Here is a 26,009-nt window from a genome sequence, read left to right as displayed (position 1 = left end):
GATGCCCGAGACCGACGTCCAGCCTGCGCGCGCCAAGGTGATGTGGCTCGCGCGTCTGGAATACCGGTTCCACGCGTGGCGCGAGCGACGGGCCCGGCGACGGGGGCAGTCCCCCACGGTGACGCCCTTCCCCGGTTACGGCGGACCGGACTGGGTGCGCGTGCTCGGCCGGGTGATGATCGTGCCGCCCGCGAAGCCCCGGGGAACCGGCGAATACGCCGGCGTGCGCGGGTGGCGCAGCTTCGTGGCGGTGCCGATCGGCTACGCGCAGGTGACCGTCACGATCGCCGGCGTCGACCATGAGGTCGTGGCCGATCGCGGCGGTGTCATCGACACGCGCCTGCCCGCGAGCCTCGAACCCGGATGGCAGACGTTCACGGTGACGGTCGAGGGCGGCGAGCCCGTCGAGACCCGGGCGTTCATCGTCGCCCCCGACGTCCGGTTCGGGATCGTGTCGGACGTCGATGACACGGTCATGGTGACGGCCATCCCGCGCCCGCTGCTGGCCGCCTGGAACTCGTTCGTCGTGAACGAGCACGCCCGCCAGCCCGTGCCGGGGATGGCGGTGCTCATGGAGCGCGTGGTGCGGGAGAACCCCGGCGCGCCGCTGATCTACCTGTCCACCGGCGCGTGGAACATCGCCCCCACGCTCATGCGGTTCCTGAGCCGTCACGTGTTCCCGCCGGGTGCGATGCTCCTCACCGACTGGGGCCCCACCCACGACCGCTGGTTCCGCAGCGGCAGGGCGCACAAGCTCTCGAACCTCCGTCGCCTCGCCGAGGAGTTCCCGCACGTGCGCTGGCTCCTGATCGGCGACGACGGCCAGCACGACGACGCGATCTACACGACGTTCACCGACGAGCATCCCTCGAAGGTCGTGGCGGTCGCGATCCGGCGGCTCTCCCCCGCGGAGGCCGTGCTCGCCGGCGGTCGCACGGCGGTCAACCACCACGCCGCCGCCGGGGTGCCGTGGGTGGCGGACAGCGACGGCGCGGGCCTGCTCGACCGCCTCGAAGGCGTCGGCGTCCTGGGACACGGTCCCGCCGCCGTCTGACGTCGGAGGCCGCGCGTAGGCTGGCCGCATGTGCGGACGCTTCGTGGTGGCCAGTGCCGGTTCCGAGCTCGTCGGCGTGCTGCGGGTCGACGTCGAGGGCGACGATCTGCCGGCCCCCTCCTTCAACGTGGCGCCGACCGCGCGCGCCGCGATCGTGCTCGACTCGGCCAAGACCGAGCCTCCCACCCGCCGGCTCGAGGCCGCCCGTTGGGGACTCATCCCGTCCTGGGCGAAGGACACCAAGATCGGCGCCCGTGCATTCAACGCGCGGGCCGAGGAGCTCGAAGACAAGCCGATGTTCCGCGGCGCGCTCGAGAAGCGGCGCGCGGTGGTCCCGACATCCGGCTACTACGAGTGGAAGAACGTCGACGGCGTCAAGATCCCGCACTACATCCACCCCGCCGACGGCGAGCCGCTGTTCCTCGCCGGGCTCTACGAGTGGTGGCGCGACAAGACCAAGGGCGACGACTACCCCGAGCGCTGGCTGCTGAGCTTCACGATCCTCACGCGCGACGCGATCGGTCACCTCGGCTCGATCCACGACCGCATGCCGCTGTTCCTCGACCCCGACCACGCCGACGCGTGGCTCGACCCGACGACCGATAACGTCCGAGACGTGCTCGACGCCGCGATCGATGCTGCCCCGGCCCTCGCCGACACGCTGGACGACCACGAGGTGTCCACGGCCGTGGGCAATGTCCGCAACGACTCGCCCGAGCTCATCGAGCCCGTCCACGACTGACGCGGACCCGGTCGGCGGCGCACCGCGCGCGTATCCTCGAACGGTGACGATCGCTCCTCCCGCGGCTCCGGTGCTCGCCGGCCGTCAGTGGCGTTCGCGCGCGGCGGCGCACGAGGAGCGGGCCCAGTCGCTGACACGCGCCCATCGGGAGCGTTCCGCGCGGGGCGAGACCCACCCCGTCGAGGACTTCCTGTTCACGTACTACTCCTACAAGCCGTCGCTGCTGCACCGCTGGCATCCCGGAGAGGGCGTGGAGTTGGCGGATGCCGCAGAGGACGCCCGTGCCGCGTGGCGGTGGTACCGTCCCGGCGCGGCTCCGGGCGCCCTGGCCGTCGACGGCGAAGCGTTCCGCGCCGAGCGGGGCGCGCTGGTGGCCAACGTCGGACGGATCCTCCGGGCGACCGCCGATCGGGCGCCGGGTTTCGGCTGCTTCGGGCTGCACGAGTGGGCGATGGTGTACCGGCAGCCGGAGCACCGGCATCCGGTCCCCCTCCGCCTCGGGCAGAGCGCGACCGACGCCGTCGTCGAGGCGCATGACCTCCGCTGCACGCACTTCGACGCGTTCCGCTTCTTCACCCCCGCTGCGGTGCCGCTCAACCGCGACACCCCGACGCGCGAACGCCAGCCCGAACTGGAGCAGCCGGGCTGCCTGCACGCCGGCATGGACCTCTACAAGTGGGCGGTCAAGCTCGGGCCGCTGGTGCCGGGCGAGCTGCTGCTGGACGCCTTCGAGCTGGCGCGCGACATCCGCGTGCTCGACATGCGCGCATCGCCGTACGACCTCGCGGACTGGGGGTACGACGCCGTCCCGATCGAGACGCCGGAGGGCAAGGCGGCGTACGTCCGCGAGCAGCGCGGATTCGCCGAGCGCGGACAGGCGATCCGCGGACGACTGGTCGCGATCGCGCTGGACTGACTCAGCGGTCGTGCTCGCAGGTGACGCACGGCAGCGGGCCGTCCCCCGCGGCCGCGACCGCCTGCCGCAGCTCCGCCACGTGCACCGCCGCGTCCTCGAGTCGCTCGGCCGGGAGCGCGCCGGACTCGACGGCGGCCACGATCCCGTCGACCATGGCCGTGGCCGTGTCGGGGGTCGAGTGGGCGACCATCAGCGCCATGTCGTTGCCCGCGGCGAGCGAGGCCACCGCGTTCGCGACGGGATCGGCGTACTGCGGCAGCCCCGAGTCCAGCAGCATGCCGAGGTCGTCGGTGATCGCGACACCGTCGAAGCCGAGCTCGTCGCGGGCGATGCGGTGCCATTCCGGTGACAGGCTCGCAGGCGCCGGATCGACCGCCGTGTAGGCCAGGTGGCCGAACATGAGGATCGGGGCGCCCGCGGCGATGCCGGCGGCGAAGGGGCGGGCATCAGCGGCGCGCCATTGATCGAGGGTCATCGGCGTCGACGGGATCGACGAGTGCGAGTCGCCCGCCGCTGCGCCGTGCCCGGGGAAGTGCTTGAGCGTAGAGAACACGTCGCCCTGCTCACCGTGCACGGCCGCGGCCACGTGGTCGGCGGCGACGTCCGGCGTCGCGCCGAGGACACGGCGGTGGATGAACGACGACGGGTCGGCCGTGACGTCGGCAACGATGCCGAAGTTGACGTTCGCACCCGCCTGGCGCACCAGCGCGCCGCGCCCCGCGAACGCGGCCTCCACCGCGGCGGAGTCGGCCTGCTGCAAGGCGTACGGCGCCGGGAACCCGTCCCAGGGCAGCCGCGACACGTCACCGCCCTCCTGGTCGATCGCGATCAGCGGCGGGTTCGCCGGATCGACCGTCAGCGCGTCGGTGATGGCCCGCAGCTGCCCCTCGTCCCCCGGGATGTTCGCACCCATGAGGATGAACCCGCCGATCCCGGTGGATGCCATGTAGTCCCGCAGTGCGGCGGCATCCGTCGTCGGCACGTGGCCCATGACCACGCTCGCCGCCCGCTCACGCACCGTCATCGCGGCCACTGCCGCTTCCGCGGCGGTGAGCGCGTCGGCCGACGGCGAAGGACGCGGTGTCACCGATGCGACCGGCGACGGGGAGACGGATGGTCGTGCGGCGGGAGTGGGGGCGCACGCGACGCACGCCACCGCCGCGACGGCGATGACCGCGAAGAGCGAACGGGTGCGCGGCCGGGTTCTCACCCTCCCAGCGTAGGCGCGGTGACGGGCCTCAGTGCCGGGCGACGATGGCCGCGGCGTCCGTCGCCGACGGCAGCACGCCGTACTGCGCGCCGCGGTCCTCCCCCATGCGTGCCGCGATGAAGGTGTCGGCGTCGCGGGCGGGCGCGTGACGCAGCATGAGCGATGCCTGCAGCGCGAGAGCGAGGTCTTCGCTCAGCCGACGCGCTTGGGAGGCGGCATCCGCGGGGTCGGCGGCGGTCATGCGTCCCAGCAGTGCGAGCGTCCGGCCGACGTGCCGGTCGAGGACCGCCGACGCCCCCGCGGTTGTGGCGAGCTCGTCGGCGAAGGCGTCGCCCGACTCCCTGTCACGACTGAGCGCGCGCAGCACGTCGAGCGCGATCACGTTGCCCGACCCCTCCCAGATCGCCATCACCGGCTGCTCGCGGTACCGGCGCGCCAGCGGGAAGGACTCGGTGTAGCCGTTGCCACCCAGGCACTCGAGCGCCTCGTACGCGTGGTGGGGCCCGCGCTTGCAGACCCAGTACTTCGACACCGGGGTCGCGAGGCGGCGCAGCGCGATGTCGCGATCGGATGCCTCTGCCTCGAACAGCTGCGCGAGGCGCATGCCCGTCAGCATCGCGGCCTCGTACTCCAGTGCGAGGTCGGCGAGCACCGCCGTCATCGCGGGCTGATCGATCAGGAGCGCTCCGAAGGCCTCCCTGCCGCGCGCATGCCAGAGCGCCTCGGCCAGCGACTGGCGCATCCCGGCGGCCGTTCCCAGCACGCAGTCGAGGCGCGTGCGCTGCACCATCTCGATGATCGTCCGCACGCCACGCCCCGGCTCGCCGACCAGGAACCCGACGGTGCCGTCGAACTCGACCTCGGCGGACGCGTTCGAACGGTTGCCGAGCTTGTCCTTCAGCCGCTGGATGCGGAACGCGTTGCGCATGTCATGCGGCAGCATCCGCGGTACGAACAGGCAGGTCAGACCCTGGTCGCGGCCGCCGTCGCGGGTGTGCGCGAGCACCAGGAAGCCGTCCGACATCGGAGCGGAGCAGAACCACTTGTGCCCGGTGAGCTGGTAGGCGTGGCCGCCCATCGCCTCGCCGACTGTCGTGCCCGCGCGCACATCGGATCCGCCCTGCTTCTCCGTCATCGCCATGCCCACGAGCGCGCTGCGCTTTCCGCCCACGACGATCAGGCGCGGGTCGTACTCACGCGAGTGCATCCGCGGCAGCCAGTCGTCGGCGACCCACGGCGAGTCCTGGATCGACGCCACGGCGGCGTGGGTCATCGACACGGGACACGCGTGCCCCGGTTCGACCTGCGCGAAGAGCATGAACATGGCCGCGCGCGCGGCGTGCGCGCCCGGACGCGGATCCGCCCACGCCGAGGTGTGGGCCCCGCGTGCGACGGCCTCGCCGATGATGCGGTGGTACGACGGGTCGTACTCCACCTCGTCGAGCCGGAATCCCCAACGATCGTGGGCCTGCAGCGTCGGGGTGTGGACGTTGGCCAGCTCCGCATCGCGCTGGAACGCGCTCGAGCCGACGACCGCACCCGCCTCGTGAAGGCCGCCGTCTGCCCACCCCGCACCGAACGCCTGCACGGCGTCCATGAGCGGCGCGTTGAGCGCGTACTCGTCGACGTCGACGCGCCACGGCGGCTGGTTCTCGACGTAGTGCGTGGCTGCGCCGATCACCCGCTGCCCTCGCGCGAACGTCGTCATGACCGTTCCGTCTCGCCGGCCGTCGCGAGGGCGTACTGCTCCCCCGGGCTCAGCGGGGCGCGGGTCACGATCTCATGGACGAACGCCAGCTTGTGCCGCACCGGAGCCACGATCGTGAACGGGTACAGGTCGCCGAACCCCATCGAGCGGTTGATCCGGTTGAACGCCTGCGACATCCACTCCCAATCGGCGAGCAGTCGCTGGATGGGCTCGTTCTCGTACGACGCGAGCGGGACGACGTCCGTGTCGCGCAGGTTCGTGACGGAGGCGTCCAGGTGGATGCCGATGACCGCGGCGGTCTGCAGCGTCCCGGTGATGTGGAGGTAATGGGCGAAGGTCTCGGCGAAGTCCTCCCACGGGTGCATCGTGGCGTACTCGGAGATGAACGACTCATGCCAGTCTGCGGGGGCGCCGAGCTTGTAGTGGCGCTTCAGCGCGTCGCGGTAGCCGGCGCGCTCATCGCCGAACAGCTCTCGGCAGCGGTCCCACAGTGCGTCGTCGGTCAGCAGCACGTTCTGGAAGTAGTGGCCGACCTCGTGTCGCAGGTGACCGAGGATCGTGCGATAGGGCTCGCCCAGCCGCACGCGCAGCGCCTCGCGGCGGTCGTCGAGGCTCTCGGCGAGGTCGATCGTGATGATGCCGTTCGCGTGGCCGATGGTCACCGGCTTGCCGTCGGACAGGCTCGAGATGAGGTCGAACCCGAGGCCGCCCTTCTCCACGTCCCACCCGACGATCGGGAGACCCAGATCCGCCAGCTGCAGGAGGAGCCGGCGCTTGGCCTCCTCCGTCTTGGCCAGCTTCTCGAGCGCGACGGTGTCGTTGGACGCCGGCTGACGGCGGGTCAGCCGGCACGAGAAGCAGCGACCGGCGGGCGCGTTCTCCCACACCAGCCAGTTGCACGCCCATTCGCGGTTCGAGCAGGTGTACCAGATCTCCCCGTCGACCACCGCCTGACCGTTGCGGATGCCGTGGAACTCCCGCGTCGGAAGGTGGTAGCCGATCTCGGCCTCGCAGTTCGGACACCGCAGGGTGTCGAGATAGACGAAGTGACGACAATGCGGACAGCGGGGCTGCGTGCTCACGCTCTCACCGTAGCGTGCCCACACGCGGGTCGACCGCGACATGTCATGGGCCAGGTACCAACCCGATCCGCAGCAGCAGGTCGTCGCCGGGCCGCGGTGTGCCTCGGCCGTCGGTGTTGTTGGTGAGCACCCATACCGACGCGTCGGGCAGCGCCACGACGTCCCGCAGTCGCCCGTGCTCGCCCGCCAGAGCGGCCACCGGCGTCCCCACGATGCCGCCGTCGCGCGTGTCGATCTGCCAGAGCCGCTCGCCGCGCAGCCCCGCCATGAACACGGTGTCGCCGTACGCCGCGATGCCGCTCGGGCTGGCGTCGCTGGTGGGCCATTGGGCGACGGGATCGATGAACCCCTCGCGCCCCGCCGTCCCTTCGACGACCGGCCACCCGTAGTTGCCGCCCGGTTCGATGCGGTTCAGCTCATCCCAGGTGTTCTGGCCGAACTCGCTGGCCCACATCGTCCCGTCCACGGTCCAGGCGATCCCCTGCACGTTGCGGTGGCCCATCGACCACACGCGCGTTCCCCACGGGTTGCCCGGAGCCGGATCGCCCTCGGGGGTGATCCGCAGGATCTTGCCGCCCAAGGAGTCGCGGTCCTGCGCGGCGTCGCCGCTCTGGGCGTCGCCCGTCGTCACGTAGAGGTAGCCGTCCGGCCCGAACGCGAGGCGGCCGCCATCGTGGGTGTTCGCGCGCGGGATGCCGTCGAGGATCACCTCGGGTGCGCCCAGCTCCAGGCTCCCGCTGTCGCCGCGCAGCGGCATCCGCACCACCCGGTTGTCATCGGCCGCCCCGAAGTAGGCGTAGAGCAGGCGTTCCTCACCGGTTCCGAGCACGGCGAGCCCGTGCAGGCCGGACTCCCCTCCCGAGACCACCCCCGGCACGGTGCCGGCATGGCGGATGCCGCCGCCTGGCGTGAGCTCGAGCACCGTCCCGTCGCCGCGCTCAGAGATGAGGGCTCCGCCGTCGTCGAGCGGCACCACCGACCACGGTGCGGCGAGATCCGACGCCAGCGTTCCCACGTCCGTGCCGACGCGCCACGAGACCCCCTCCGCCGTCGGCGTGCTCCGGCCGAGCGTGGGTGTCACGCGCGAGGGTGCGGGCTCCGGCGCCGATGCGGCGCACCCGGATGCCGCGGCCAGCGCCAGGATGAGGCATCCGACCGCCACCGACCGGGCGTGTCGCGTCATCCGTCAGCCACCGCCGCTTCCAGCGCCGCGAGGTCGATGCGGCGCATGCGGAGCATCGCCTGCACCGCGCGATGGGAGATCACCGGGTCGGGGTGACGGATGAGCTCGACCAGGCGCCGCGGGATGATCTGCCACGACAGTCCCCACCGGTCCTTGAGCCAGCCGCAGGGCTGCTCCTGTCCGCCGTCAGCCGTGAGGGCGTCCCAGTAGCGGTCGACCTCCGCCTGATCGCTGCACGCCACGTACAGCGAGACGGCTTCGGTGAACGGGAACTGGGGACCCGCGTCCATGCCCATGTAGTCACGTCCTGCCAGCCGGAAGTGCACGTGCATGACCTTGCCGCCCATGCCGGGCACCTCGTCGGGGTAGCGGCTCAGCTCGATGATCTCCGAGCCGGGAATGAGGCCGGTGTAGAACGTGACGGCCTCCTCGGCCGCGTCGTCGAACCAGAGGAAGGGGGTCACGTCGCTCATGGCTCCCACCTTCTCCCCCGCACCTCGCTGGCGCAATGGGTTGACGGTGTCCTGGATCAGCGATGGTACTGGAAGCTGTAGTACGTGCTGTTCACCGGCACGCACGCCGTGGTGAGGTACCCCTGCTTCATCTTCTGCCCCTTCCAGTAGAGGCAGGCGTCGAGCCCGACGGCGGGCCAGGACGACCATCCGGGAATCAACGCCGTGGCCGGCGCGCTGACTCCGAACACGGCACCTGCGGCCAGCGCGAAACCTGCCACGGTCATACCCAGCTTCCGTCGTGTCCTCTGCATCACGTCTCACTTCCCGTTCGATGGCGCACGGTGCACCGCCGATCAGCATAGGGCGGGGGCGGGACCGGTACGTCCTGCCTGAACAGCTGCCGCTCAGACCGTCAGCGCCAACGTGTTCAAGAAGAGCACGGACATGCCTGCCATCATCCGGGCGCTGATGACGCCGGCGACGATGAAGCCGAACACGAGCACCCCGACGCTGACCCACAGCGGCGCCAGCCCGCGGCCGATGCGGCGCTTGACGACGACCGATCGTGCGATCGGGTACACCGAGCCGAGGAACGACCATGCCCAGTGCACGGGTCTGGGGATCTGCCGCGCCTGGAGCTCGCGGTAGTCGCGGTAGGCGAAGAAGACCGACAGTCCGAACCCGACCCAGCCCAGGAGCGAGCTGAGCACGTACGCAGGCGACAGGAGCATCGCCATCTGCGCGTTCGCGATCGCGCGCGGGTCGGTCACCGAATAGGCACCCGCGTACATCGCCTCCCAAGGAATGAAGAGCATCAGCAGAGTCGGCAAGATCGGCAGGAGCACGATCAGCCAGATCCAGCCGGTGTTCCCGTCCGCGCCGGCCGGCGCGGACGCCTGGCTCGGCGTCGTCGCGGCGGTCCACGTCCGGCCGTCCCAGAAACGGTGCATCAACGCGTTGTGCGGATCCGGATACCAGCCGGCAGGAACCTGACTCATCGCCCCAACATAGGGCGTACAGCACCCATCCCGACGATGAGCCCGCCTCGCCTGTGGAAAGACGGTCGACCGGAGCGGAGACTCCCCCGGAAGGGTCAGGAACGGCAAAAGCCCCCGAAGAATCGGGGGCTTTCCGGTGGACCTGAGGGGACTCGAACCCCTGACCCCCTGCATGCCATGCAGGTGCGCTACCAGCTGCGCCACAGGCCCGGATGTTGTTCCCGCTCTCGCGGGGCAACTCGTCTAGCTTACAACATTCCGAGGGGTGCTCCGTACCAACGTCACTCCTCGACAGCCGCTCGAGCGGGCAGGGTGATCGGGACCACAGGGCAGTCCTTCCACAGCCGCTCGAGCCCGTAGTACACCCGCTCCTGCTCGTGGAACACGTGCACGACGAGGTCGCCGAAGTCGATCAGCACCCAGCGCGACTCCTCGCGGCCCTCGCGGCGAAGGCGCTTGAAGCCGGCCTCGAGGAGCTTGTCCTCGACCTCGTCGGCGATGGCGGCAACGTTGCGCTCGCTGCGCCCGGTGACGAGCAGGAAGACGTCGACGAGGGGAAGCGGCCCCGACACGTCGAGGGCGACGAGATCCTCGCCGCCCTTCGCGTCCGCCGCGGCAGCGGCGATCTGCAGCATGTCGTGCGACTGCGCACTCGCGGTCATCAGAAAACTCCCGTCACGAAGGCGAGGATCAGGACGCCCACGAGGGCCAGCGCCAGCACGCCGGCGGTGATCGCCAGCGACATCATCAGCTTGCCGCCCTTCTCGGGCGCCGGGGGCTTGATGACGTCGCCCGGAGTCTTGACGGTGCTCACCGCGGCGCTGGCCGCGATGGGCGTCGGGGACGAGTGCGACGGGAGTTCGCCGTCGACGAGCGTCGCGTCGATCTCCTTGCCGTCGGCGGTGCCCTTGGCGTGACCGGTCGATCCCAGCCCCTCGGGCAGGTTGAACGTGCCGGTGACGATGACCTCGCCGGTCGCGGTGACCGGGGCCACCAGCGGCGCCACTTCGGGCGCCTGCGACACGATCAGCGCGTTCGGGAGCGCGATCGCGCCCGTCGTACGGGAGAGGAGCTGGTCGAACGACGGCGGGGCCTCGACGACGGCGGGCTCGACGACAGCCTCCGGCGCGTCCAGCAGGCTCGCGCCGAGGAGCGGGCTCACCGACTTCGCCTCGACGGGCTCCCCGGCGGGGGGCGCCGCGGCGAACACGTCGTCGAGCGAATCCTCGTCGGCTTCGCGGGACTCGGGGGCGAACACCGGCGCCGCAACGGTCGCGGGCTGCTCCCAGCTCGGCGCAGGCGCCTGCTCCTCCGGCGCCGCCTCGCGGGGCAGGCCGAACAGCGCGTGCATGCCGCTGTCGGTCGAGACGGCCCCGTCGTCATCCGCCGTTGCGAACAGGCGGGGCTCGGACTCCTCGAAGGGCGAAGGCTGAGGCGCGGCGGGCGCAGGGGCGGGCGCGAACGCGAATCCGGATGCCACGGCTCCGGTGGCGGCCGCGTGCGCGGCGACGACCTCGGGCGTGATCACCGGCACCGAGGCGGTGCGGATGCGCTCCTGCTGGCGGGCCTGACGGCGCGTCAGCGGCGAGACGCCGAGGTCGACGGCGGAATCGGCGACAGGCGCCGGCGCGATGACGGCGGGCTCAGCGGGACGCGGGAACGGTGCGGCCGTGACGGCGTCGGCCGCCGGGACGACCGGCGGCGGCGCGACGTACGGCGCCGCGGTCTCGGGCGCAGCCGTCTCGGCGGGCGCCTCGGCGGCGTCCGTCGCTCCGGCGATCACGGGCGTGGAGCCCGTGTTGCGCAGTTCGCGGATCTGCTTACGGGTGAGGGCTGGTGTCGCCGGCTGCTCGGGTGTACTCATTCCTTGCTCCGGTAGAGATGATGCTTCGCAATGTATTGGACAACCCCGTCGGGCACGAGGTACCACACCGGGTGTCCTCGTTCCACTCGATCGCGGCAGTCCGTCGATGAGATGGCGAGGGCGGGGATCTCGAGCTGGCTGACGTCGTCGCTGGGCAGACCGTCCGTGTTCAGCACGTGGCCGGGTCTGGACACCGCGACGAAGTGGGCGAGGTCCCACAACTCATCATGGTCTCTCCAACTGAGAATTTGCGCTATGGCGTCTGCGCCCGTGATGAAGAACAGCTCCGCGTCCGGGCGCTGGGCCTTCAGATCGCGGAGCGTGTCGATGGTGTATGTGGGTCCCTGACGGTCGATGTCGACGCGGCTGACCGTGAAGCGGGGATTGGATGCCGTCGCGATGACGGTCATGAGATAGCGATGTTCGCTCGGCGACACGTCAGCCTTCTGCCACGGTTCGCCCGTGGGCACGAAGACGACCTCATCGAGATCGAACCACTGCGCCACCTCGCTGGCTGCGACCAGGTGACCGTGGTGGATCGGGTCGAACGTGCCGCCCATGACCCCGATCCTCGGGGCTGTCGTCACCGGCATGAAGCCGCCTCAGTGACCGTGCCCCGCTCGCTGGACATCGTTGGCGTGAGCCTTCGCGTACGCCTCGGCCTTGCGCGAGTGGCGGTTGGCCACGTTGCGGTACGACAGGGTCACGAGCGCGAGCGCGCCGAAGACCACGATCGCGGTGATGCCGAACCCGACCGTCTCGAGAGCGACGTTGCCGCTGTGCTCGGACTGCTCTGCGGCGAGGGCGATGATCGTGGCGAGTGTCATTCGGGCTCCGTTCGGGTTCGCCTCTGGAGGCGCGGACTCGAACAGTCTATTCCGTTACGCGCGCACCTGCCCGGCACCCCGCGCCAGCCATTTCGAACTGGTGAGCTCGGCGAGTCCCATCGGCCCCCGCGCGTGGAGCTTCTGCGTGGAGATGCCGACCTCGGCGCCGAAGCCGAACTCGCCGCCGTCGGTGAAACGGGTGGACGTGTTCGCCATCACGACGGCGGAGTCCACCTCGGCGAGGAAGCGGGCCTCGTTGGCGGCGTCCTGCGTGATGATCGACTCGGTGTGATGGGTCGAGTAGCGACGGATGTGGGCGAGCGCCTCGTCGAGGTCGTCGACGACGCGCATCGACAGGTCGAGGCTGAGGTACTCGGTCGCCCAGTCCTCGTCGGTCGCGGGCGTGACGCCGGCGGCCAGCCGGGCGACGGTGTCGTCGCCGTGGACGGTGACCCCGGCATCCTGGAGCGCCGTTACGACAGGACCGACCAGGCGATCGGCGGCGCCGCGATGCACCAGCACGGTCTCGACGGCGTTGCACACGCTGGGACGCTGCGTCTTGGCGTTGACGACGATGTCGCGCGACCAGTCCAGCGGCGCGGTCTCGTCCAGGACGATGTGGACGACGCCCGCACCGGTCTCGATCACCGGCACCGACGACTCGGTGACCACCGTCTCGATCAGCTGGGCGCTCCCCCGCGGCACGAGCACGTCGACGATCCCGCGGGCGTGCATCAGGTCGCGGGCACCCTCGCGTCCGAACTCGTCGACGGTCTGGATCGCCTCGGGGTCGATCCCCCGCTCGGCCAGCGCGTCGCGCATCGCGCGCACGAGTGCCGCGTTGGTGCGCTCTGCCGCCGTTCCGCCGCGCAGCACGACCGCGTTCCCCGAGCGCAGCGCGAGGGCCGCGATATCGACGGTGACGTTCGGCCGTGCCTCGTAGATCGAGCCCACCACGCCGAAGGGCACCGCGACCTTGGTCAGCGAGACGCCGTTCGCGAGCGTGCGCTCGTCGAGCACGCGCCCCACCGGGTCGGGAAGCGCCGCGATCTCCCGCACCGCCGCGGCCAGGGCCGCCACGCGGGGCTCGTCCAGCCGCAGGCGGTCCTGCAACGCGGTCGACAGTCCGCTGTCGCTGCCCCGCTGCAGATCCTCGGCGTTGGCCGCCACGATCGCGGGCGTCGCAGCCTCGATCGCGTCGGCGATCGCCAGGAGCGCCTCGCGCTTGGACTCATCGCCCAGCAGGCCGATGCTGCGTGCGGCGTCCTTGGCCAGCAGCATCCGTTCGCGTGCCGTGGTGGCGATGGTGGTCATCAGCCCAGTGTATCGACCGCCGTACGCACGGGACCTGTCGCGACGGGCGCCGCGGGCTCGGGGTTCGGCTGGAACCAGGTGCCGATGTCGTCGCCCGTCAGCGCCTCGCCGACGAGGTCGGCGCTGGTGACGAGGACCCCGATACCGGATGCCGCGGCCAGCCGCGCGGCCGAAACTTTGGTGGCCGCTCCCCCGGTGCCGACGCTGTTGACGACCACCGAGCCGAACTCGAAGCCATGGAGGTCGTCCCCGTAGCTGACGTGCCGGATCGGCTGCGCGCCCGGCTCGTGCGGCGGACGCGTGTACAGGCACTCGATGTCGCTGAGCAGCACCAGGGCGTCCGCGCCGATCAGCTGCGCGACGAGCGCGGCCAGCCGGTCATTGTCGCCGAAGCGGATCTCGTGCGTCGCGACGGTGTCGTTCTCGTTGACGATGGGGAGGATCCGCAGACCCAGCAGCCGCTCCATGGCCCGGCGGGCGTTCGACCGGTGCATCGGGTTCTCGAGGTCGCCGGCGGTGAGCAGCACCTGCCCTGCGACGATGCGGAAGGGTCGCAGCGCGTCCTGATAGCGGTAGATGAGCACGTTCTGCCCCACCGCCGCCGCCGCCTGCTGGGTGGCGAGGTCACTGGGGCGCTCGTCGAGCAGGAGGTACGGCATCCCGGTCGCGATCGCGCCGGAGGACACCAGCACCACTTCGGTGCCGCGGCCGTGTGCGGCCGCCAGGGCGTCGACGATCGGCGCGATCTTCTGGGCGTTCTCCCCGCTGATGGACGAGGAGCCGACCTTGACGACGACGCGGCGCGCGGCGACGAGGTCGCCGCGCTCGCGGGCGCTCACTCGGCGTCCTCCTCGTTTCGGTAGCGCTCGGCGATGCGCTCGGCCTCGAGCTCGGCGCGCGCCTCGGCCTTCGCATCCATCATGTCGTGGTACTTCTCGCGACGTTCCGACGTGGTCCGGCGGGTGTCGCGCAGCAGGCGCGGGTCGGTGCCGCGCGGGGCCGCCATCAGCTCGGCGTTGGACGAGATCGAGGGCTCCCAGTCGAAGACGATGCCGTCGCCCTCGCCGATCACGACGGTGGCGCCGGGGGTCGCACCGGCGCGGAACAGCTCGGTCTCCACCCCCAGCTTCTCGAGGCGATCGCCGAGGTAGCCGACGGCCTCCTCGTTCTGGAAGTCGGTCTGCTGCACCCACTTGAGCGGCTTGTCGCCGAGGATGCGGTAGATGTTGCCGTACGTGCCGCCTTCGACGCGCACGGTGAACTCCTTCTGCGAGCCCCTGGGGCGGATCACGACCCGCTCCGGGACGGGGGTGGCCGCAAGCTCCGCACGGTGCTTGGCGACGATGTCGCCGAGCGCGAACGTCAGCTGACGCAGACCCTCATGGCTCACCGTGGAGATCTCGAACACGCGGAAGCCGCGCGCCTCGAGGTCGGGGCGGACGAGGTCGGCGAGATCCTTCGCCTCCGGGACGTCGACCTTGTTGAGCGCCACCAGCTGGGGACGCTCGAGCAGCGGCGTCTGCCCTTCGGGCACCGGATACGCCGCGAGCTCCGCCAGGATGACGTCGAGGTCGCTCAGCGGGTCGCGTCCGGGTTCGAGCGTCGCGCAGTCCAGCACGTGCACGAGCGCCGTGCAGCGCTCGACGTGACGCAGGAACTCCAGGCCGAGGCCCTTGCCCTCGCTGGCGCCCTCGATGAGACCGGGGACGTCGGCGACGGTGTAGCGCTGGTCGCCCGCCTGCACCACGCCCAGGTTCGGATGCAGCGTGGTGAACGGATAGTCGGCGATCTTCGGGCGCGCGGCGGAGACGGCCGCGATGAGGCTCGACTTGCCCGCCGAGGGGAACCCGACGAGCGCGACGTCCGCGACCGTCTTGAGCTCGAGGAAGACATCGCCCTCCCAGCCGGGCGTGCCCAGCAGTGCGAAGCCCGGCGCCTTGCGCTTCGGGTTCGCGAGGGCGGCGTTGCCGAGACCGCCGAGACCACCGGGGGCCGCGACGAAGCGCATGCCCGGCTCGATCATGTCGACGAGCGTCTCGCCGGCGGCATCCTTCACCACCGTGCCGACGGGCACCGGCAGCTCGAGGGACTCCCCCGCGGCGCCCGAGCGATGGTCGCCCATGCCGAACCCGCCGTTGCCGCTGGAGCGGTGCGGCGAGTGGTGGTACGACAGCAGGGTGGTGACCTGCGGGTCGGCGACGAGCACGACGTCACCGCCGTGACCGCCGTTGCCGCCATCCGGGCCGGCGAGCGGCTTGAACTTCTCGCGCTTGACCGACACGCAGCCGTTGCCGCCCTTGCCGGCCCGCAGGTGAAGCGTCACCCGGTCGACGAACGTGACCATGCGGTCCCCCTCAGGTCTTGATCCCGGGCGAGCCGGGATCGGGATAAAGGGAAGGGGCGGGCCGAAGCCCGCCCCTTCCGGAAGTCTGTGCGACTCGCTGGATTACTCAGCGACCGCCACGATGTTGACGACCTTGCGGCCGCCCTTCTGGCCGAACTCGACCGAGCCCGCGGCCAGCGCGAACAGGGTGTCGTCGCCACCGCGGCCGACGTTGGCGCCGGGGTGGAAGTGGGTGCCACGCTGGCGGACGAGGATCTCGCCGGCGTTGACGGCCTGGCCGCCGAAGCGCTTCACGCCGAGGCGCTGAGCGTTGGAGTCACGACCGTTGCGGGTGGAGCTTGCGCCCTTTTTGTGTGCCATCTCTGCGTCTCCTGTGGCTTACTTGATGCCGGTGACCTTGACGCGCGTGAGGTCCTGACGGTGCCCCTGGCGCTTCTTGTAGCCGGTCTTGTTCTTGAACTTCTGGATCACGATCTTCGGGCCGCGCTCCTCGCCGAGGACCTCGGCGGTCACGGTGACCTTCGCGAGCTTGTCGGCGTCGGTCGTGACGGTGTCACCGTCGACGAAAAGCACCGCGGGGAGCTCGATCTTGTCGCCGACCTTCGCGGCCTGGCGGTCGAGAACGACGATCGTGCCGACCTCGACCTTCTCCTGCCGGCCACCGGCGCGCACAACTGCGTAAACCACTTCACACCTGTTTCTTCTGGGAGCACGCGCACGCGCTCAGGACGTCATGAAAGACCTGGTGCGGATTTCTCGACGCACCAAGGGTCCACTTTATCAGATGCGGGAACAGTCCGCGAAAGCAGGGCGCCCGTGTCGCGGTCCGGGGTGCGTAGGATCTGCACGTGGCGATCCTCATCGACGATCCGCTCTGGCCGGCGCACGGGCGCCTGTGGGCACACCTGGTGACCGACTCCGACCTGGAGGAGCTCCACGCCTTCGCCGCCGCGAACGGGATCCCCCGGCGCGGCTTCGACCTCGATCACTACGACGTCCCCGAGGAGGCGCACGCGCGCCTGATCGCGGCCGGTGCGCAGCACGTGAGCGGTCGCGAGCTGGTGCGCCGCCTCATCGCATCGGGTCTGAGGGTGCGAGGGCGAGACCGCCGCTGACACACCGACGAGGCATCCGGGGCCGGTCGGAACCGACCCCGGATCGCTCTCAGTCCGCCGTGGGCGGTACGGGAGTCCCGGTGAGCGCGGCCGTCGTCACGCGACGGCGTGCGCGGCCCTGTCCCGGAGCCTTCGGCTCGGGGAGCGCGTTGAGCACCGAGTCCAGGAGCATGTCCTTCTCGGTCTTGGGCTGCTTCTTCGACCCGGAGTCCTGACGCTTCTTGCGCGGCTTCTTGGGACGCTCCGCGGGAGCCTGCTCAGCGACCGGTGACGCCTCTGCGGCGGGCGCGTCCTCGTGGTGGTGGATCGTGGATGCCGCGATCTGCGCGAGCGCCGACTTCACGCCCTCGGTGATCACGTGGGTGCCGTTCGAGCCGCCGTTGGCGGGGGCGGGCGCCGCACCGCCGCGCTGGCGGCGACCGGTCGACGGGGCGCCGGCGGCAGGAGCACGGTGCTTCACGACCGGATCGTGGTGCACGATCAGCCCGCGCCCGGCGCAGACCTCGCACGGCTCGCTGAAGGTCTCCAGCAGGCCGAGGCCCAGCTTCTTGCGCGTCATCTGCACGAGCCCGAGCGAGGTGACCTCGGCGACCTGATGCTTGGTGCGGTCGCGGCTCAGGCACTCGATGAGCCGGCGCAGCACGAGGTCGCGGTTGGACTCGAGCACCATGTCGATGAAGTCGACGACGATGATCCCGCCGATGTCGCGCAGCCGCAGCTGGCGGACGATCTCCTCCGCGGCCTCGAGGTTGTTCTTCGTGACCGTCTCTTCGAGGTTGCCGCCCGACCCGACGAACTTGCCGGTGTTGACGTCGACGACCGTCATCGCCTCGGTGCGGTCGATCACGAGCGAACCGCCGGAGGGCAGCCACACCTTGCGGTCCAGCGCCTTCTCGATCTGCTCGGTGACGCGGAACTCGTCGAACGGGTCGTGCTCGCCCTCGAAGCGCTCGACGCGCTCCAGGAGATCGGGCGCGACCGACTCGAGGTACTTCGAGATCGTGTGGTGCGCGTCGTCGCCCTGGATGAGCATCTTCGAGAAGTCCTCGTTGAAGACGTCACGGACGATCTTGACCAGCAGATCGGGCTCGGAGTGCAGCAGCGCGGGCGCCTGGATCGACTCGACCTGCTTCGAGATGTGCTCCCACTGATTGGTGAGACGCTGCACGTCGCGGGTGAGCTGGTCCTCGGTGGCACCTTCGGCGGCGGTGCGGACGATGACGCCCGAGGACTCGGGCAGCACCTCCTTGAGGATCTTCTTCAGGCGCGCACGCTCGGTGTCGGGGAGCTTGCGCGAGATGCCGTTCATGGCACCGCCCGGCACGTACACGAGGTAGCGGCCCGGCAGCGAGATCTGGCTCGTCAGGCGCGCGCCCTTGTGGCCGACCGGGTCCTTGGTGACCTGGACGAGCACGCGGTCGCCGGACTTGAGCGCGAGCTCGATGCGGCGCGGCTGGTTGCCGGTCTCGACGGCGTCCCAGTCCACCTCGCCGGAGTACAGCACGGCGTTGCGTCCGCGACCGATGTCGACGAAGGCGGCCTCCATGCTCGGCAGCACGTTCTGCACGCGGCCGAGGTAGACGTTGCCGATGAGCGAGGCGTCCTGGCTGCGGGCGACGTAATGCTCGACGAGCACGTTGTCCTCGAGCACCGCGATCTGGATGCGGCCGTTGCGCGAGCGCACGATCATGACGCGGTCGACGGCCTCGCGGCGCGCGAGGAACTCGGCCTCGGTCACGACGGCACGACGGCGTCCGGCCTCACGGCCGTCGCGGCGGCGCTGCTTCTTCGCCTCCAGGCGCGTGGAGCCCTTGATGCGCTGCGGCTCGGTGATGAGCTCCACGGCGCGCTGGCGAGGCTGAGACGGCTCGGACGGAGCGGATGCCTCGTCCCGGCCCTCGCCGCCGCGCCGGCGGTTGCGGCGGCGCGACGTGCTGCCGGTGGCGGGGATGGCCGCCTCCGGCTCGGGTTCGGGCTGACGGCCGGGGCGCGCGGGAAGCGCGATCACCTCGGGCGCGTAGAAGAGCAGCTCCGTCGACACCGCCGACACGAACACCTCGGGCAGGAGCCCGAGGCTCACCGCGGTCAGGGGGCCGTCCGCGCCGGGCGCGGTGTCTTCCGCCGTCTCCGGCTCGGCGACAGGCGCGTCCGTCGGCTCGGCGACCGCAGCGGCGTCGTCGGTCGGATCCGCCTCGGCGGGCGCGTCGGCCTCGGCCGTGGCGTCCGTCCCGGATGCGGAGTCCTCCGTCGCGGGTGCGACGTCGTCGCTCGCCTCGTCCGTCGGCGCGGCGACGTCGGTCACCGCGTCTTCGGCGGGGGCGTCGCTGTCGTCCTGGGCAGGCTCGTTCGTCTTCTCCGCCGGCGCGGAGGTCTCGACCGCCCCTTCGTCCGTTTCCGGAGCACCCGCGTCGGACGCGGGAACCTCGTCGTCGACCGCTGTGGTCAGCGGCGCGTCCGGTTCGGTCTGAGGGGTGAAGTCTTCATCGTTTCCATCTGCCATCACTGGCGTACTCCTAGCGGGGCGGCACCGCGCGTCGCCCGGCGAAATCTCGTGCGGCGCCGCCCATGCCCTCTGGACGGGGCGGTGCCGCGAACTCACTCGGTCTGCAGTGGAGGTCCGGCGCTAAGCGGAGGTTCGCACTGCCAAGGGCATTCGTCGCCCTGAAGTCTTCTGGTGATGATCGCCACGGCGCGGCCGCACGTCATCGACCCCCATTATCGCACTTCCCTCGCCGGATTGCCCATTCGCGGCGCGCCAGGGGTTTTCGCACGGCGATGCGGTGCGGCATCCGCACACGCGCGGATGCCATAATCCGAGGCATGCCCGAGCAGCAGACGCACACCCGCCCGACCGGACTGGCCATCTGGCTCGTGATCGCCGGCGTCATCGGCTGGTGGGCGGCGTTCTCCCTCACGGTGGAGAAGCTGCACGCGCTCGCCAACCCCGACGCGATCGCGTCGTGCGATTTCAGCGTGCTGGTGCAGTGCACCGCGAACCTCGATTCGTGGCAGGGCAGCGTGTTCGGCTTCCCCAACCCGATCCTCGGGCTCACCGGCTGGGTCGCGCCGATCGTCGTCGGCGTGGCGATCCTGGCGGGTGCGCGATTCGCCCGCTGGTTCTGGTGGTGCTTCTGGGCGGGCATCGCATTCGCGTTCGGCTTCGTGATCTGGCTCATCAGCCAGAGCATCTACGCGCCGAACCTGCACACGCTGTGCCCGTGGTGCATGGTCACGTGGTCCGTGACGATCCCGACCTTCTACGCGGTGACGCTCCACATGCTGCGCGCCGGGATCGTGCCGGTGTCCGAGCGGGTGCGTCACGCCGCAGACCGGCTGATGGTGTGGGTGCCGCTGGCGGCGATCGTCAGCTACGCGATCATCCTGCTGCTCGCGCAGTTCGAGATGAACGCGATCGTCAACATCTGGCAGACGCTGTTCGGCTGATCCCGCGGGGACCACGGCCGGCGGCCCCGGGGCACGCCCCGAGGCCGCGACGGCGGAGGATCAGGCGAACCAGATCTCGAGCTCGCGCGCGGCGGACTCCAGGCTGTCGGAGCCGTGCACCAGGTTCTGCTGCACCTTCAGGCCCCAGTCGCGGCCGTAGTCGCCACGGATCGTGCCGGGTGCGGCGGTGGTCGGGTCGGTGGTGCCGGCGAGGGAGCGGAAGCCCTCGATCACACGGTTGCCCGCGAGGCGGATCGCCACCGACGGCCCCGACATCATGAACTCGAGCAGCGGCTCGTAGAACGGCTTGCCCTCATGCTCGGCGTAGTGACGCTCGAGGGTCTCGCGGTCGGGCTCGACGAGCCGGATGTCGACCAGCGCGTATCCCTTCGCCTCGATGCGGGCGAGGATCGCGCCGGTGAGGCCACGGGCGACGCCGTCGGGCTTGACGAGGACGAGGGTCTCTTCGGTGGGCATGCGAGTCTCCGTTTCGGGTCAGGCTTGTTCGGGCGGATTCGCTGCCAGACGCGCATTGCGCCGATCCAGAGCGGCCCCCTTGATGGTGGCATATCCGTACATGGCGCCGAAAATGACCGCGACGACCGCAAGCGCCGGCAGCAGGAAAGCGCCCAGCGCCAGGATCGCCTGCAGGACCCACCCGAGGACGATCCCCCAGCGGTACCGCACGACCCGTGTCGTGAGAATCATCAGGACGGCGAGGACCACGCCCGCCACGATCCCCCACCACGGCTCGATCGGCGCCGGCAGCGCCCTGAGGCCGTAGACCACGAGACCGGCCAGGAACACGACGATCGACTCGAACCCGAGCACGATGGTCGCCAGGGACTCGGCCGCACCACGGGGGCGACGGGGCTCGGGCTGACGATCGGCGCTCACGCGGTCCATCCGTTCTTCCAGTCTTCGGCGGCCGCCAGTGCCAGCGCCTCGCCGGCGAGCACGACGGACCCCGCGATCACGACAGCGCGTCGATCGGATGCCGCGGCCCACGTGCGTGCCGCTTCGGCGGCCTCCGCCAGATCGCGGTGCACCGAGACGCGAAGGTCGTGCGCCTCGGCGAGGTCGGCGATGGTGTCGGCGTCCTCGGCGCGCTCGGAGTCGGGCGCGGTCGCGAAGACGTGCGCGGCGACCGGTGCCAGCTCCGCGACGATCCCGGCGGCATCCTTGTCGGAGAGCACCCCGAGCACGACGCCCCACTCGTCGAAGTCGAACGTCTCGCGCAGCGCTGCCACGAGCGCTCGCGCACCGTGCGGGTTGTGGGCGGCGTCGACCAGCACGGTCGGGCTCGCGCCGACCAGCTGCAGGCGTCCGGGCGAGGTCACGGTGCCCAGGCCCTCGGCCAGGACGTCGCCGACGATCGGCTGCGACCCGCCGCCGACGAGGGACTCGACCGCGGCGATCGCCAGTGCGGCGTTGAAGCCCTGGTGGGCGCCGTACAGCGGCAGGTACTCGTCGTCGTACGTGGCCGCGAGGCCGCGGACGGTGATCTGCTGACCGCCGACCGCGAGCCGCTGCTGCGCGAGCGCGAACTCCGCCCCTTCGAACGCGATCGTCGCGCCGCGCGCGGCGGCGGCTGCACGCAGCACGGCCTCGGCCGCGGCATCCTGTCTTGCCGACACGACGGCCGCGCCGTCCTTGATGATGCCCGCCTTGACCGTCGCGATCTCGGCGATGGTGTCGCCGAGCCGATCGGCGTGATCGAGGTCGATGGGCGCGAAGACCGCGACGTCGCCGTCGGCGGTGTTCGTGGAGTCCCACGACCCTCCCATGCCGACCTCGAGCACCAGCACGTCGATCGGCGCGTCGGCGAACGCGACGAACGCGAGCACGGTCAGCAGTTCGAAGAACGTCAGCGGTGCATCCGCCTGCGCTTCGAGTTCGGCATCGACCAGGTCGACGAACGGCGCGATCTCGTCCCAGGCGTCGGCGATCGCGGCGTCGTCGATCGGCGCGCCGTCGACCATGATTCGCTCGGTGAACCGCTCCAGGTGGGGGCTCGTGAACAGGCCGGTGCGGAGTCCGTGCGCGCGAACGAGGCTCTCGATCATGCGGCTGGTCGAGGTCTTGCCGTTGGTTCCGGTGACGTGCACGACGCGGTAGGTCTTCTGCGGGTCGTCCAGCAGCTCGAGCACACGCCGCGTGCGCTCGACGCGCGGCTGCACCCAGCGCTCGCCCTGACGCTCGAGGAGCGCCTCGTAGACGGCGTCGGCGCGCCGGCGATCGCGATCGCTCATGCCGAGGCCCCCGTCCGGCCGACCGAGACGGTGAAGGCGCCGCGGTTGGCGTACGTGCCGGCGTCGACCACCGCCTCGTACTCGATGGGCGTGTCACCGTCGCCCGACACCAGCAGCTGCCCGGCCCGCGTGCCCACGGCGTGGGCGACGGCGAGCGTCTCGCCCGCCACGTCGGCCGCATCGAACCCCGCCACGACAGCCTCGCCGTCGGCGGCGTCGTCGAACAGCAGTCCGAGGCGGATGCGGTCGCTCACGTCGAAGCCGGCGGCCTTACGGGTGTCCTGCACGGCGCGGATCACGTCGCGCGCCAGGCCCTCGGCCTCCAGCTCGGGCGTCGTGGTGGTGTCCAGCAGCACGAAGCCCTCACCCGACAGCAGGGCGATCGCGGTGCCGTCGGCGACGCCGCCGGCCTCGAGCGTGAGGTCGTACTCCCCCGGTTCGAGGGCGATGCCGTCGACGACCACGACGCCGTCGCGCTCCTCCCAGACCCCGGCCTTCGCACCGGAGATCACGTGCTGCACCTGCTTGCCCAGGCGGGGTCCGGCCGCGCGCGCGTTCACGGTGAGGCGCTTGCTGATGCCGTAGCGCTCCGACACGTCGTCGCCGAGCTCGATGAGCTCGACCGACTTCACGTTGAGCTCGTCGCGCAGGATCCCGTCGAACTGCGCGAGGGAGGCGGCATCCGGAACCGCCACGGTGAGCGTCGGAAGCGGCAGGCGCACCCGGCGCCCCTCCTTCTTGCGCAGCGCGTTGGCGACGCTGGACGCCTCGCGCACCGCGTCCATCGCGTCGCGGATGTCGTCCGCGGCGGGGAAGGCGGCGGCATCCGGCCAGTCCTGCAGGTGGACGCTGCGTCCGCCGGTGAGACCTTGCCAGATCTTCTCGGAGACCAGCGGGATCAGCGGCGCGGCGACGCGCGTGAGGGTCTCGAGCACCGTGTACAGCGTGTCGAACGCCTCGCGGCTGGTCGGGTCGTCGGAGACGCCCACCCAGAACCGGTCGCGCGAGCGGCGGATGTACCAGTTCGTCAGCGCCTCGGCGAAATCGCGGAGCTTGGCCGCCGCGAGCGTCGAGTCGAGCACCTCGAGGTCGGCGGCGACCTCGCGTACCAGGTCGCCGGTGAGCGCGAGGATGTAGCGGTCGAGCACGTCCGTCGAGTCGGTGCGCCAGGACGCCTGGTAGCCCTCGCCGCCCGCCCCGCCGGCGGCGTTGGCGTAGGTGGCGAAGAAGTACCACGCGTTCCACAGCGGCAGCAGGAACTCACGCACGCCCGCGCGGATGCCCTCCTCGGTGACGATGAGGTTGCCGCCGCGCAGCACGGAGCTCGACATCAGGAACCAGCGCATCGCGTCGGAGCCGTCGCGGTCGAACACCTCGCTCACGTCCGGGTAGTTGCGCAGCGACTTCGACATCTTGAGGCCGTCGCTGCCCAGCACAATGCCGTGGCACGAGACACCCGTGAACGCGGGACGGTCGAACAGCGCCGTCGACAGCACGTGCATGACGTAGAACCAGCCGCGCGTCTGCCCGATGTACTCGACGATGAAGTCCGCCGGCGAGTGCTCGTCGAACCACTGCTGGTTCTCGAACGGGTAGTGCACCTGGGCGTACGGCATCGAGCCGGAGTCGAACCAGACGTCGAAGACGTCCTCGATGCGGCGCATCGTGCTCTTGCCGGTCGGGTCGTCGGGGTTCGGGCGCGTCAGGTCGTCGATGTACGGACGGTGCAGGTCCACCTCGCCCTCCGCGTTGCGCGGCAGGCGCCCGAAGTCGCGTTCGAGCTCCTCGAGAGACCCGTACACGTCGACGCGCGGGTGCTCCGGGTCATCGCTCTTCCACACCGGGATCGGAGAGCCCCAGTAGCGGTTGCGGCTGATCGACCAGTCGCGCGCGCCCTCGAGCCACTTGCCGAACTGGCCGTGCTTGACGTTCTCGGGGACCCACGTGATCTGCTCGTTGCCGGCGAGCATGCGGTCCTTGATCTCGGTGACGCGCACGAACCAGCTCGACACGGCCCGGTAGATGAGAGGGTTCCGGCAGCGCCAGCAGTGCGGGTAGGAGTGCTCGTAGCTCGCCTCGCGCAGCAGACGCCCTTCCTGCTTGAGCAGGCGGATGAGCGGACGGTTCGCATCCATCCACAGCTCGCCGGCGACATCCGTCACCTGCGACAGGAAGCGTCCGCCGTCGTCGAGGCTCATGATGAGCGGGATGCCGGCGGCCTCGGTCACCCGCTGGTCGTCCTCACCGAAGGCCGGGGCCTGGTGGACGATGCCGGTGCCGTCACCGGTGGTGACGTAGTCGTCGACGAGGATGCGCCACGCGCGCTGCGTGTTCCAGATCGCGGCGTCCGCGTAGTAGTCGAACAGGCGGTCGTACGTGACGTCCTCGAGCTCGGCGCCGATCACGGTCTGGTCGACGGCCTCGCGAGCTGCCTCGGCCGAGTCGTAGCCGAGGTCCTTGGCGTAGCCGGCCAGCAGCTCCTCGGCGAGGAGGTAGCGGTGCGCGGTGGCGCCTTCGGGATCATCGCCCGCGGGCACGTCGGCGGCGCCGTTGGGGCCGCCCGGGACGACGACATAGCGGATGTCGGGACCGACGGCGAGCGCGAAGTTCGTCGGGAGGGTCCACGGCGTCGTCGTCCACGCGAGCGCGCGCACGCCGGTGAGGCCGAGGGCCTCGGCCTTGACGCCGGTGAGCGGGAACGTGATCGTCACCGACGGGTCCTGGCGCATCTTGTAGACGTCGTCGTCCATGCGCAGCTCGTGCGCCGACAGCGGGGTCTCGTCGCGCCAGCAGTAGGGCAGCACGCGGTGCCCCTCGTAGGCGAGGCCCTTGTCGTAGATGGTCTTGAACGCCCACAGCACGGACTCCATGTACGTGAGGTCCAGCGTCTTGTAGCCACGCTCGAAGTCGACCCAGCGCGCCTGGCGGGTGACGTAGTCCTCCCACTCGTGCGTGTACGCCAGCACCGACTCGCGGGACTTCGCGTTGAACGTGGCGATTCCCATCGCCTCGATCTCGCTCTTCTCCGTGATGCCGAGCTGCTTCATGGCCTCGAGCTCGGCCGGGAGGCCGTGCGTGTCCCAGCCGAAGACGCGGTCGACCTTCTTGCCGCGCATCGTCTGGAAGCGCGGGAAGACGTCCTTGGCGTAGCCGGTGAGGAGGTGGCCGTAGTGCGGCAGGCCGTTGGCGAAGGGCGGGCCGTCGTAGAAGACCCACTCCTCCGCGCCGTCGCGCTGCGCGATGGACGCACGGAAGGTCTGATCGGCCTCCCAGAACGCGAGCGTCTCCTGCTCGATGTCGGGGAAGCGGGGGCTGGGAACGACGGAGGCCGGCGCGGCGTCGGCCGCGGGCCCGAAGGCGGAGGGGCGGGGGTAGGTCATCTTCTCTCGCAGGTGCTCGCTCGTGTGCTTCCTGCGGGGACGACCCTCGCGGACCGCGGTACCACCCTGCATTGACGGTGCCGAGGCATCCGCCCTCTCTCACTGCGGCTGTGACGGGCCT

26 protein-coding genes and 1 tRNA gene are annotated in these 26,009 nt (G+C 70.7%); 5 read left to right on the top strand and 22 right to left on the bottom strand.

Features of this window, described 5'->3' with window-relative positions:
- The first annotated feature begins 1 nt into the window (after position 1).
- Genes AC1DDU_RS16050 through AC1DDU_RS16040 form a run of 3 tightly spaced genes read left to right on the top strand, consistent with a single transcriptional unit; the run spans position 2 to position 2,712 of the window.
- On the top strand, positions 2–1,054 hold the full coding sequence (locus AC1DDU_RS16050; RefSeq protein ID WP_477435811.1) for an App1 family protein: 1,053 nt from the start codon (positions 2–4) through the stop codon (positions 1,052–1,054).
- Positions 1,055–1,082: 28 nt separating this feature from the next.
- On the top strand, positions 1,083–1,796 hold the full coding sequence (locus tag AC1DDU_RS16045; protein WP_477435809.1) for an SOS response-associated peptidase: 714 nt from the start codon (positions 1,083–1,085) through the stop codon (positions 1,794–1,796).
- A gap of 43 nt (positions 1,797–1,839) precedes the next feature.
- Positions 1,840–2,712: a 3-methyladenine DNA glycosylase gene (locus AC1DDU_RS16040; protein ID WP_477435808.1), complete on the top strand. Its 873-nt coding sequence runs from the start codon at positions 1,840–1,842 to the stop codon at positions 2,710–2,712.
- A gap of 1 nt (position 2,713) precedes the next feature.
- On the opposite strand, the gene AC1DDU_RS16035 is transcribed toward AC1DDU_RS16040, so the two are convergent.
- The 17 genes from AC1DDU_RS16035 to rplU all read right to left on the bottom strand — a co-directional run bounded on the left by AC1DDU_RS16035 (position 2,714) and on the right by rplU (position 16,384).
- Entirely contained in the window at positions 2,714–3,922 is a 1,209-nt protein-coding gene (locus AC1DDU_RS16035) for a glycoside hydrolase family 3 N-terminal domain-containing protein (protein WP_477435806.1), read from the bottom strand.
- A 28-nt stretch (positions 3,923–3,950) separates the two neighbouring features.
- The gene (locus AC1DDU_RS16030; RefSeq protein ID WP_477435804.1) at positions 3,951–5,630 is read right to left on the bottom strand and encodes an acyl-CoA dehydrogenase family protein; all 1,680 of its coding nucleotides are present in this window, start codon (positions 5,628–5,630) and stop codon (positions 3,951–3,953) included.
- Entirely contained in the window at positions 5,627–6,712 is a 1,086-nt protein-coding gene (locus AC1DDU_RS16025) for a zinc-binding metallopeptidase family protein (RefSeq protein ID WP_477435803.1), read from the bottom strand. The genes AC1DDU_RS16030 and AC1DDU_RS16025 overlap by 4 nt, the downstream gene beginning before the upstream one ends.
- A 43-nt stretch (positions 6,713–6,755) precedes the next feature.
- On the bottom strand, positions 6,756–7,895 hold the full coding sequence (locus AC1DDU_RS16020) for a PQQ-dependent sugar dehydrogenase (RefSeq protein WP_477435801.1): 1,140 nt from the start codon (positions 7,893–7,895) through the stop codon (positions 6,756–6,758).
- A complete protein-coding gene (locus AC1DDU_RS16015) occupies positions 7,892–8,368 on the bottom strand; it encodes a VOC family protein (protein ID WP_477435799.1) in 477 nt (158 codons plus the stop codon). The genes AC1DDU_RS16020 and AC1DDU_RS16015 overlap by 4 nt, the downstream gene beginning before the upstream one ends.
- Positions 8,369–8,424: 56 nt before the next feature.
- On the bottom strand, positions 8,425–8,634 hold the full coding sequence (locus AC1DDU_RS16010; protein WP_477435797.1) for a hypothetical protein: 210 nt from the start codon (positions 8,632–8,634) through the stop codon (positions 8,425–8,427).
- Positions 8,635–8,754: 120 nt separating this feature from the next.
- Positions 8,755–9,348: a DUF2510 domain-containing protein gene (locus AC1DDU_RS16005; RefSeq protein ID WP_477435795.1), complete on the bottom strand. Its 594-nt coding sequence runs from the start codon at positions 9,346–9,348 to the stop codon at positions 8,755–8,757.
- A gap of 137 nt (positions 9,349–9,485) precedes the next feature.
- Positions 9,486–9,558, bottom strand: a tRNA-Ala gene (locus AC1DDU_RS16000).
- Positions 9,559–9,629: 71 nt separating this feature from the next.
- The gene (gene rsfS, locus AC1DDU_RS15995; RefSeq protein WP_477435794.1) at positions 9,630–10,010 is read right to left on the bottom strand and encodes a ribosome silencing factor; all 381 of its coding nucleotides are present in this window, start codon (positions 10,008–10,010) and stop codon (positions 9,630–9,632) included.
- The gene (locus AC1DDU_RS15990; protein ID WP_477435792.1) at positions 10,010–11,212 is read right to left on the bottom strand and encodes a hypothetical protein; all 1,203 of its coding nucleotides are present in this window, start codon (positions 11,210–11,212) and stop codon (positions 10,010–10,012) included. Before AC1DDU_RS15990 ends, rsfS begins: the two co-directional genes overlap by 1 nt.
- Complete coding sequence (gene nadD / locus AC1DDU_RS15985; RefSeq protein ID WP_477435790.1) at positions 11,209–11,805, bottom strand: nicotinate-nucleotide adenylyltransferase; 597 nt, start codon at positions 11,803–11,805, stop codon at positions 11,209–11,211. Before nadD ends, AC1DDU_RS15990 begins: the two co-directional genes overlap by 4 nt.
- Positions 11,806–11,814: 9 nt before the next feature.
- Positions 11,815–12,039, bottom strand: a complete 225-nt coding sequence (locus AC1DDU_RS15980) for a hypothetical protein (protein ID WP_477435788.1) — start codon at positions 12,037–12,039, stop codon at positions 11,815–11,817.
- A 54-nt stretch (positions 12,040–12,093) separates the two neighbouring features.
- Positions 12,094–13,353, bottom strand: coding sequence for a glutamate-5-semialdehyde dehydrogenase (locus AC1DDU_RS15975; RefSeq protein WP_477435786.1), 1,260 nt, complete (start codon positions 13,351–13,353; stop codon positions 12,094–12,096).
- Positions 13,353–14,192, bottom strand: coding sequence for a glutamate 5-kinase (gene proB / locus AC1DDU_RS15970; RefSeq protein ID WP_477435784.1), 840 nt, complete (start codon positions 14,190–14,192; stop codon positions 13,353–13,355). Before proB ends, AC1DDU_RS15975 begins: the two co-directional genes overlap by 1 nt.
- A complete protein-coding gene (gene obgE / locus AC1DDU_RS15965) occupies positions 14,189–15,697 on the bottom strand; it encodes a GTPase ObgE (protein WP_477435782.1) in 1,509 nt (502 codons plus the stop codon). The genes proB and obgE overlap by 4 nt, the downstream gene beginning before the upstream one ends.
- Positions 15,698–15,799: 102 nt before the next feature.
- Positions 15,800–16,057: a 50S ribosomal protein L27 gene (rpmA, locus tag AC1DDU_RS15960; protein WP_045302739.1), complete on the bottom strand. Its 258-nt coding sequence runs from the start codon at positions 16,055–16,057 to the stop codon at positions 15,800–15,802.
- A gap of 18 nt (positions 16,058–16,075) precedes the next feature.
- The gene (gene rplU, locus AC1DDU_RS15955) at positions 16,076–16,384 is read right to left on the bottom strand and encodes a 50S ribosomal protein L21 (RefSeq protein WP_109211193.1); all 309 of its coding nucleotides are present in this window, start codon (positions 16,382–16,384) and stop codon (positions 16,076–16,078) included.
- Positions 16,385–16,545: 161 nt separating this feature from the next.
- On the opposite strand from rplU, the gene AC1DDU_RS15950 reads away from it, so the two are divergent.
- Positions 16,546–16,812 carry a DUF4031 domain-containing protein gene (locus AC1DDU_RS15950; RefSeq protein ID WP_477435780.1) on the top strand — a complete coding sequence of 89 codons (267 nt, stop codon included), beginning with the start codon at positions 16,546–16,548 and terminating at the stop codon, positions 16,810–16,812.
- Between the two features lie 49 nt (positions 16,813–16,861).
- Here the strand turns inward: AC1DDU_RS15950 and AC1DDU_RS15945 are convergent, their stop codons facing one another.
- Positions 16,862–19,312 (bottom strand): Rne/Rng family ribonuclease, encoded by a 2,451-nt coding sequence (locus AC1DDU_RS15945; RefSeq protein WP_477435778.1) that lies wholly within the window; start codon positions 19,310–19,312, stop codon positions 16,862–16,864.
- A gap of 320 nt (positions 19,313–19,632) precedes the next feature.
- Here AC1DDU_RS15945 and AC1DDU_RS15940 point away from each other — a divergent pair, with 320 nt between their 5' ends.
- Positions 19,633–20,256 carry a vitamin K epoxide reductase family protein gene (locus AC1DDU_RS15940; RefSeq protein WP_477435776.1) on the top strand — a complete coding sequence of 208 codons (624 nt, stop codon included), beginning with the start codon at positions 19,633–19,635 and terminating at the stop codon, positions 20,254–20,256.
- Positions 20,257–20,316: 60 nt separating this feature from the next.
- Here the strand turns inward: AC1DDU_RS15940 and ndk are convergent, their stop codons facing one another.
- The 4 genes from ndk to ileS are packed head-to-tail and all read right to left on the bottom strand — an operon-like array spanning position 20,317 to position 25,888.
- On the bottom strand, positions 20,317–20,733 hold the full coding sequence (gene ndk, locus AC1DDU_RS15935) for a nucleoside-diphosphate kinase (RefSeq protein ID WP_477435774.1): 417 nt from the start codon (positions 20,731–20,733) through the stop codon (positions 20,317–20,319).
- A gap of 18 nt (positions 20,734–20,751) precedes the next feature.
- Complete coding sequence (locus AC1DDU_RS15930; RefSeq protein WP_477435772.1) at positions 20,752–21,162, bottom strand: DUF4233 domain-containing protein; 411 nt, start codon at positions 21,160–21,162, stop codon at positions 20,752–20,754.
- Complete coding sequence (locus AC1DDU_RS15925) at positions 21,150–22,508, bottom strand: bifunctional folylpolyglutamate synthase/dihydrofolate synthase (RefSeq protein WP_477435770.1); 1,359 nt, start codon at positions 22,506–22,508, stop codon at positions 21,150–21,152. Before AC1DDU_RS15925 ends, AC1DDU_RS15930 begins: the two co-directional genes overlap by 13 nt.
- Complete coding sequence (ileS, locus tag AC1DDU_RS15920) at positions 22,505–25,888, bottom strand: isoleucine--tRNA ligase (protein ID WP_477435768.1); 3,384 nt, start codon at positions 25,886–25,888, stop codon at positions 22,505–22,507. Before ileS ends, AC1DDU_RS15925 begins: the two co-directional genes overlap by 4 nt.
- Between the last annotated feature and the right edge of the window lie 121 nt (positions 25,889–26,009).

This window comes from Microbacterium sp. 05T445 (assembly GCF_056395865.1).
Note: the sequence above shows the minus strand (reverse complement) of the source record. Positions and strands in the feature narration are given on the sequence as shown.

Excerpts from the sequence above, each read along its gene's own strand:
- AC1DDU_RS16050 (WP_477435811.1), top strand. The coding sequence starts at position 2 with ATGCCCGAGACCGACGTCCAGCCTGCGCGCGCCAAGGTGATGTGGCTC.
- AC1DDU_RS16045 (WP_477435809.1), top strand. The coding sequence starts at position 1,083 with ATGTGCGGACGCTTCGTGGTGGCCAGTGCCGGTTCCGAGCTCGTCGGC.
- AC1DDU_RS16030 (WP_477435804.1), bottom strand. The coding sequence starts at position 5,630 with ATGACGACGTTCGCGCGAGGGCAGCGGGTGATCGGCGCAGCCACGCAC.
- AC1DDU_RS16020 (WP_477435801.1), bottom strand. The coding sequence starts at position 7,895 with ATGACGCGACACGCCCGGTCGGTGGCGGTCGGATGCCTCATCCTGGCG.
- AC1DDU_RS16015 (WP_477435799.1), bottom strand. The coding sequence starts at position 8,368 with ATGAGCGACGTGACCCCCTTCCTCTGGTTCGACGACGCGGCCGAGGAG.
- AC1DDU_RS16010 (WP_477435797.1), bottom strand. The coding sequence starts at position 8,634 with ATGACCGTGGCAGGTTTCGCGCTGGCCGCAGGTGCCGTGTTCGGAGTC.
- AC1DDU_RS16005 (WP_477435795.1), bottom strand. The coding sequence starts at position 9,348 with ATGAGTCAGGTTCCTGCCGGCTGGTATCCGGATCCGCACAACGCGTTG.
- rsfS (WP_477435794.1), bottom strand. The coding sequence starts at position 10,010 with ATGACCGCGAGTGCGCAGTCGCACGACATGCTGCAGATCGCCGCTGCC.
- AC1DDU_RS15990 (WP_477435792.1), bottom strand. The coding sequence starts at position 11,212 with ATGAGTACACCCGAGCAGCCGGCGACACCAGCCCTCACCCGTAAGCAG.
- nadD (WP_477435790.1), bottom strand. The coding sequence starts at position 11,805 with ATGCCGGTGACGACAGCCCCGAGGATCGGGGTCATGGGCGGCACGTTC.
- AC1DDU_RS15980 (WP_477435788.1), bottom strand. The coding sequence starts at position 12,039 with ATGACACTCGCCACGATCATCGCCCTCGCCGCAGAGCAGTCCGAGCAC.
- AC1DDU_RS15975 (WP_477435786.1), bottom strand. The coding sequence starts at position 13,353 with ATGACCACCATCGCCACCACGGCACGCGAACGGATGCTGCTGGCCAAG.
- obgE (WP_477435782.1), bottom strand. The coding sequence starts at position 15,697 with ATGGTCACGTTCGTCGACCGGGTGACGCTTCACCTGCGGGCCGGCAAG.
- rpmA (WP_045302739.1), bottom strand. The coding sequence starts at position 16,057 with ATGGCACACAAAAAGGGCGCAAGCTCCACCCGCAACGGTCGTGACTCC.
- AC1DDU_RS15945 (WP_477435778.1), bottom strand. The coding sequence starts at position 19,312 with ATGGCAGATGGAAACGATGAAGACTTCACCCCTCAGACCGAACCGGAC.
- AC1DDU_RS15940 (WP_477435776.1), top strand. The coding sequence starts at position 19,633 with ATGCCCGAGCAGCAGACGCACACCCGCCCGACCGGACTGGCCATCTGG.
- ndk (WP_477435774.1), bottom strand. The coding sequence starts at position 20,733 with ATGCCCACCGAAGAGACCCTCGTCCTCGTCAAGCCCGACGGCGTCGCC.
- AC1DDU_RS15930 (WP_477435772.1), bottom strand. The coding sequence starts at position 21,162 with ATGGACCGCGTGAGCGCCGATCGTCAGCCCGAGCCCCGTCGCCCCCGT.
- AC1DDU_RS15925 (WP_477435770.1), bottom strand. The coding sequence starts at position 22,508 with ATGAGCGATCGCGATCGCCGGCGCGCCGACGCCGTCTACGAGGCGCTC.
- ileS (WP_477435768.1), bottom strand. The coding sequence starts at position 25,888 with ATGACCTACCCCCGCCCCTCCGCCTTCGGGCCCGCGGCCGACGCCGCG.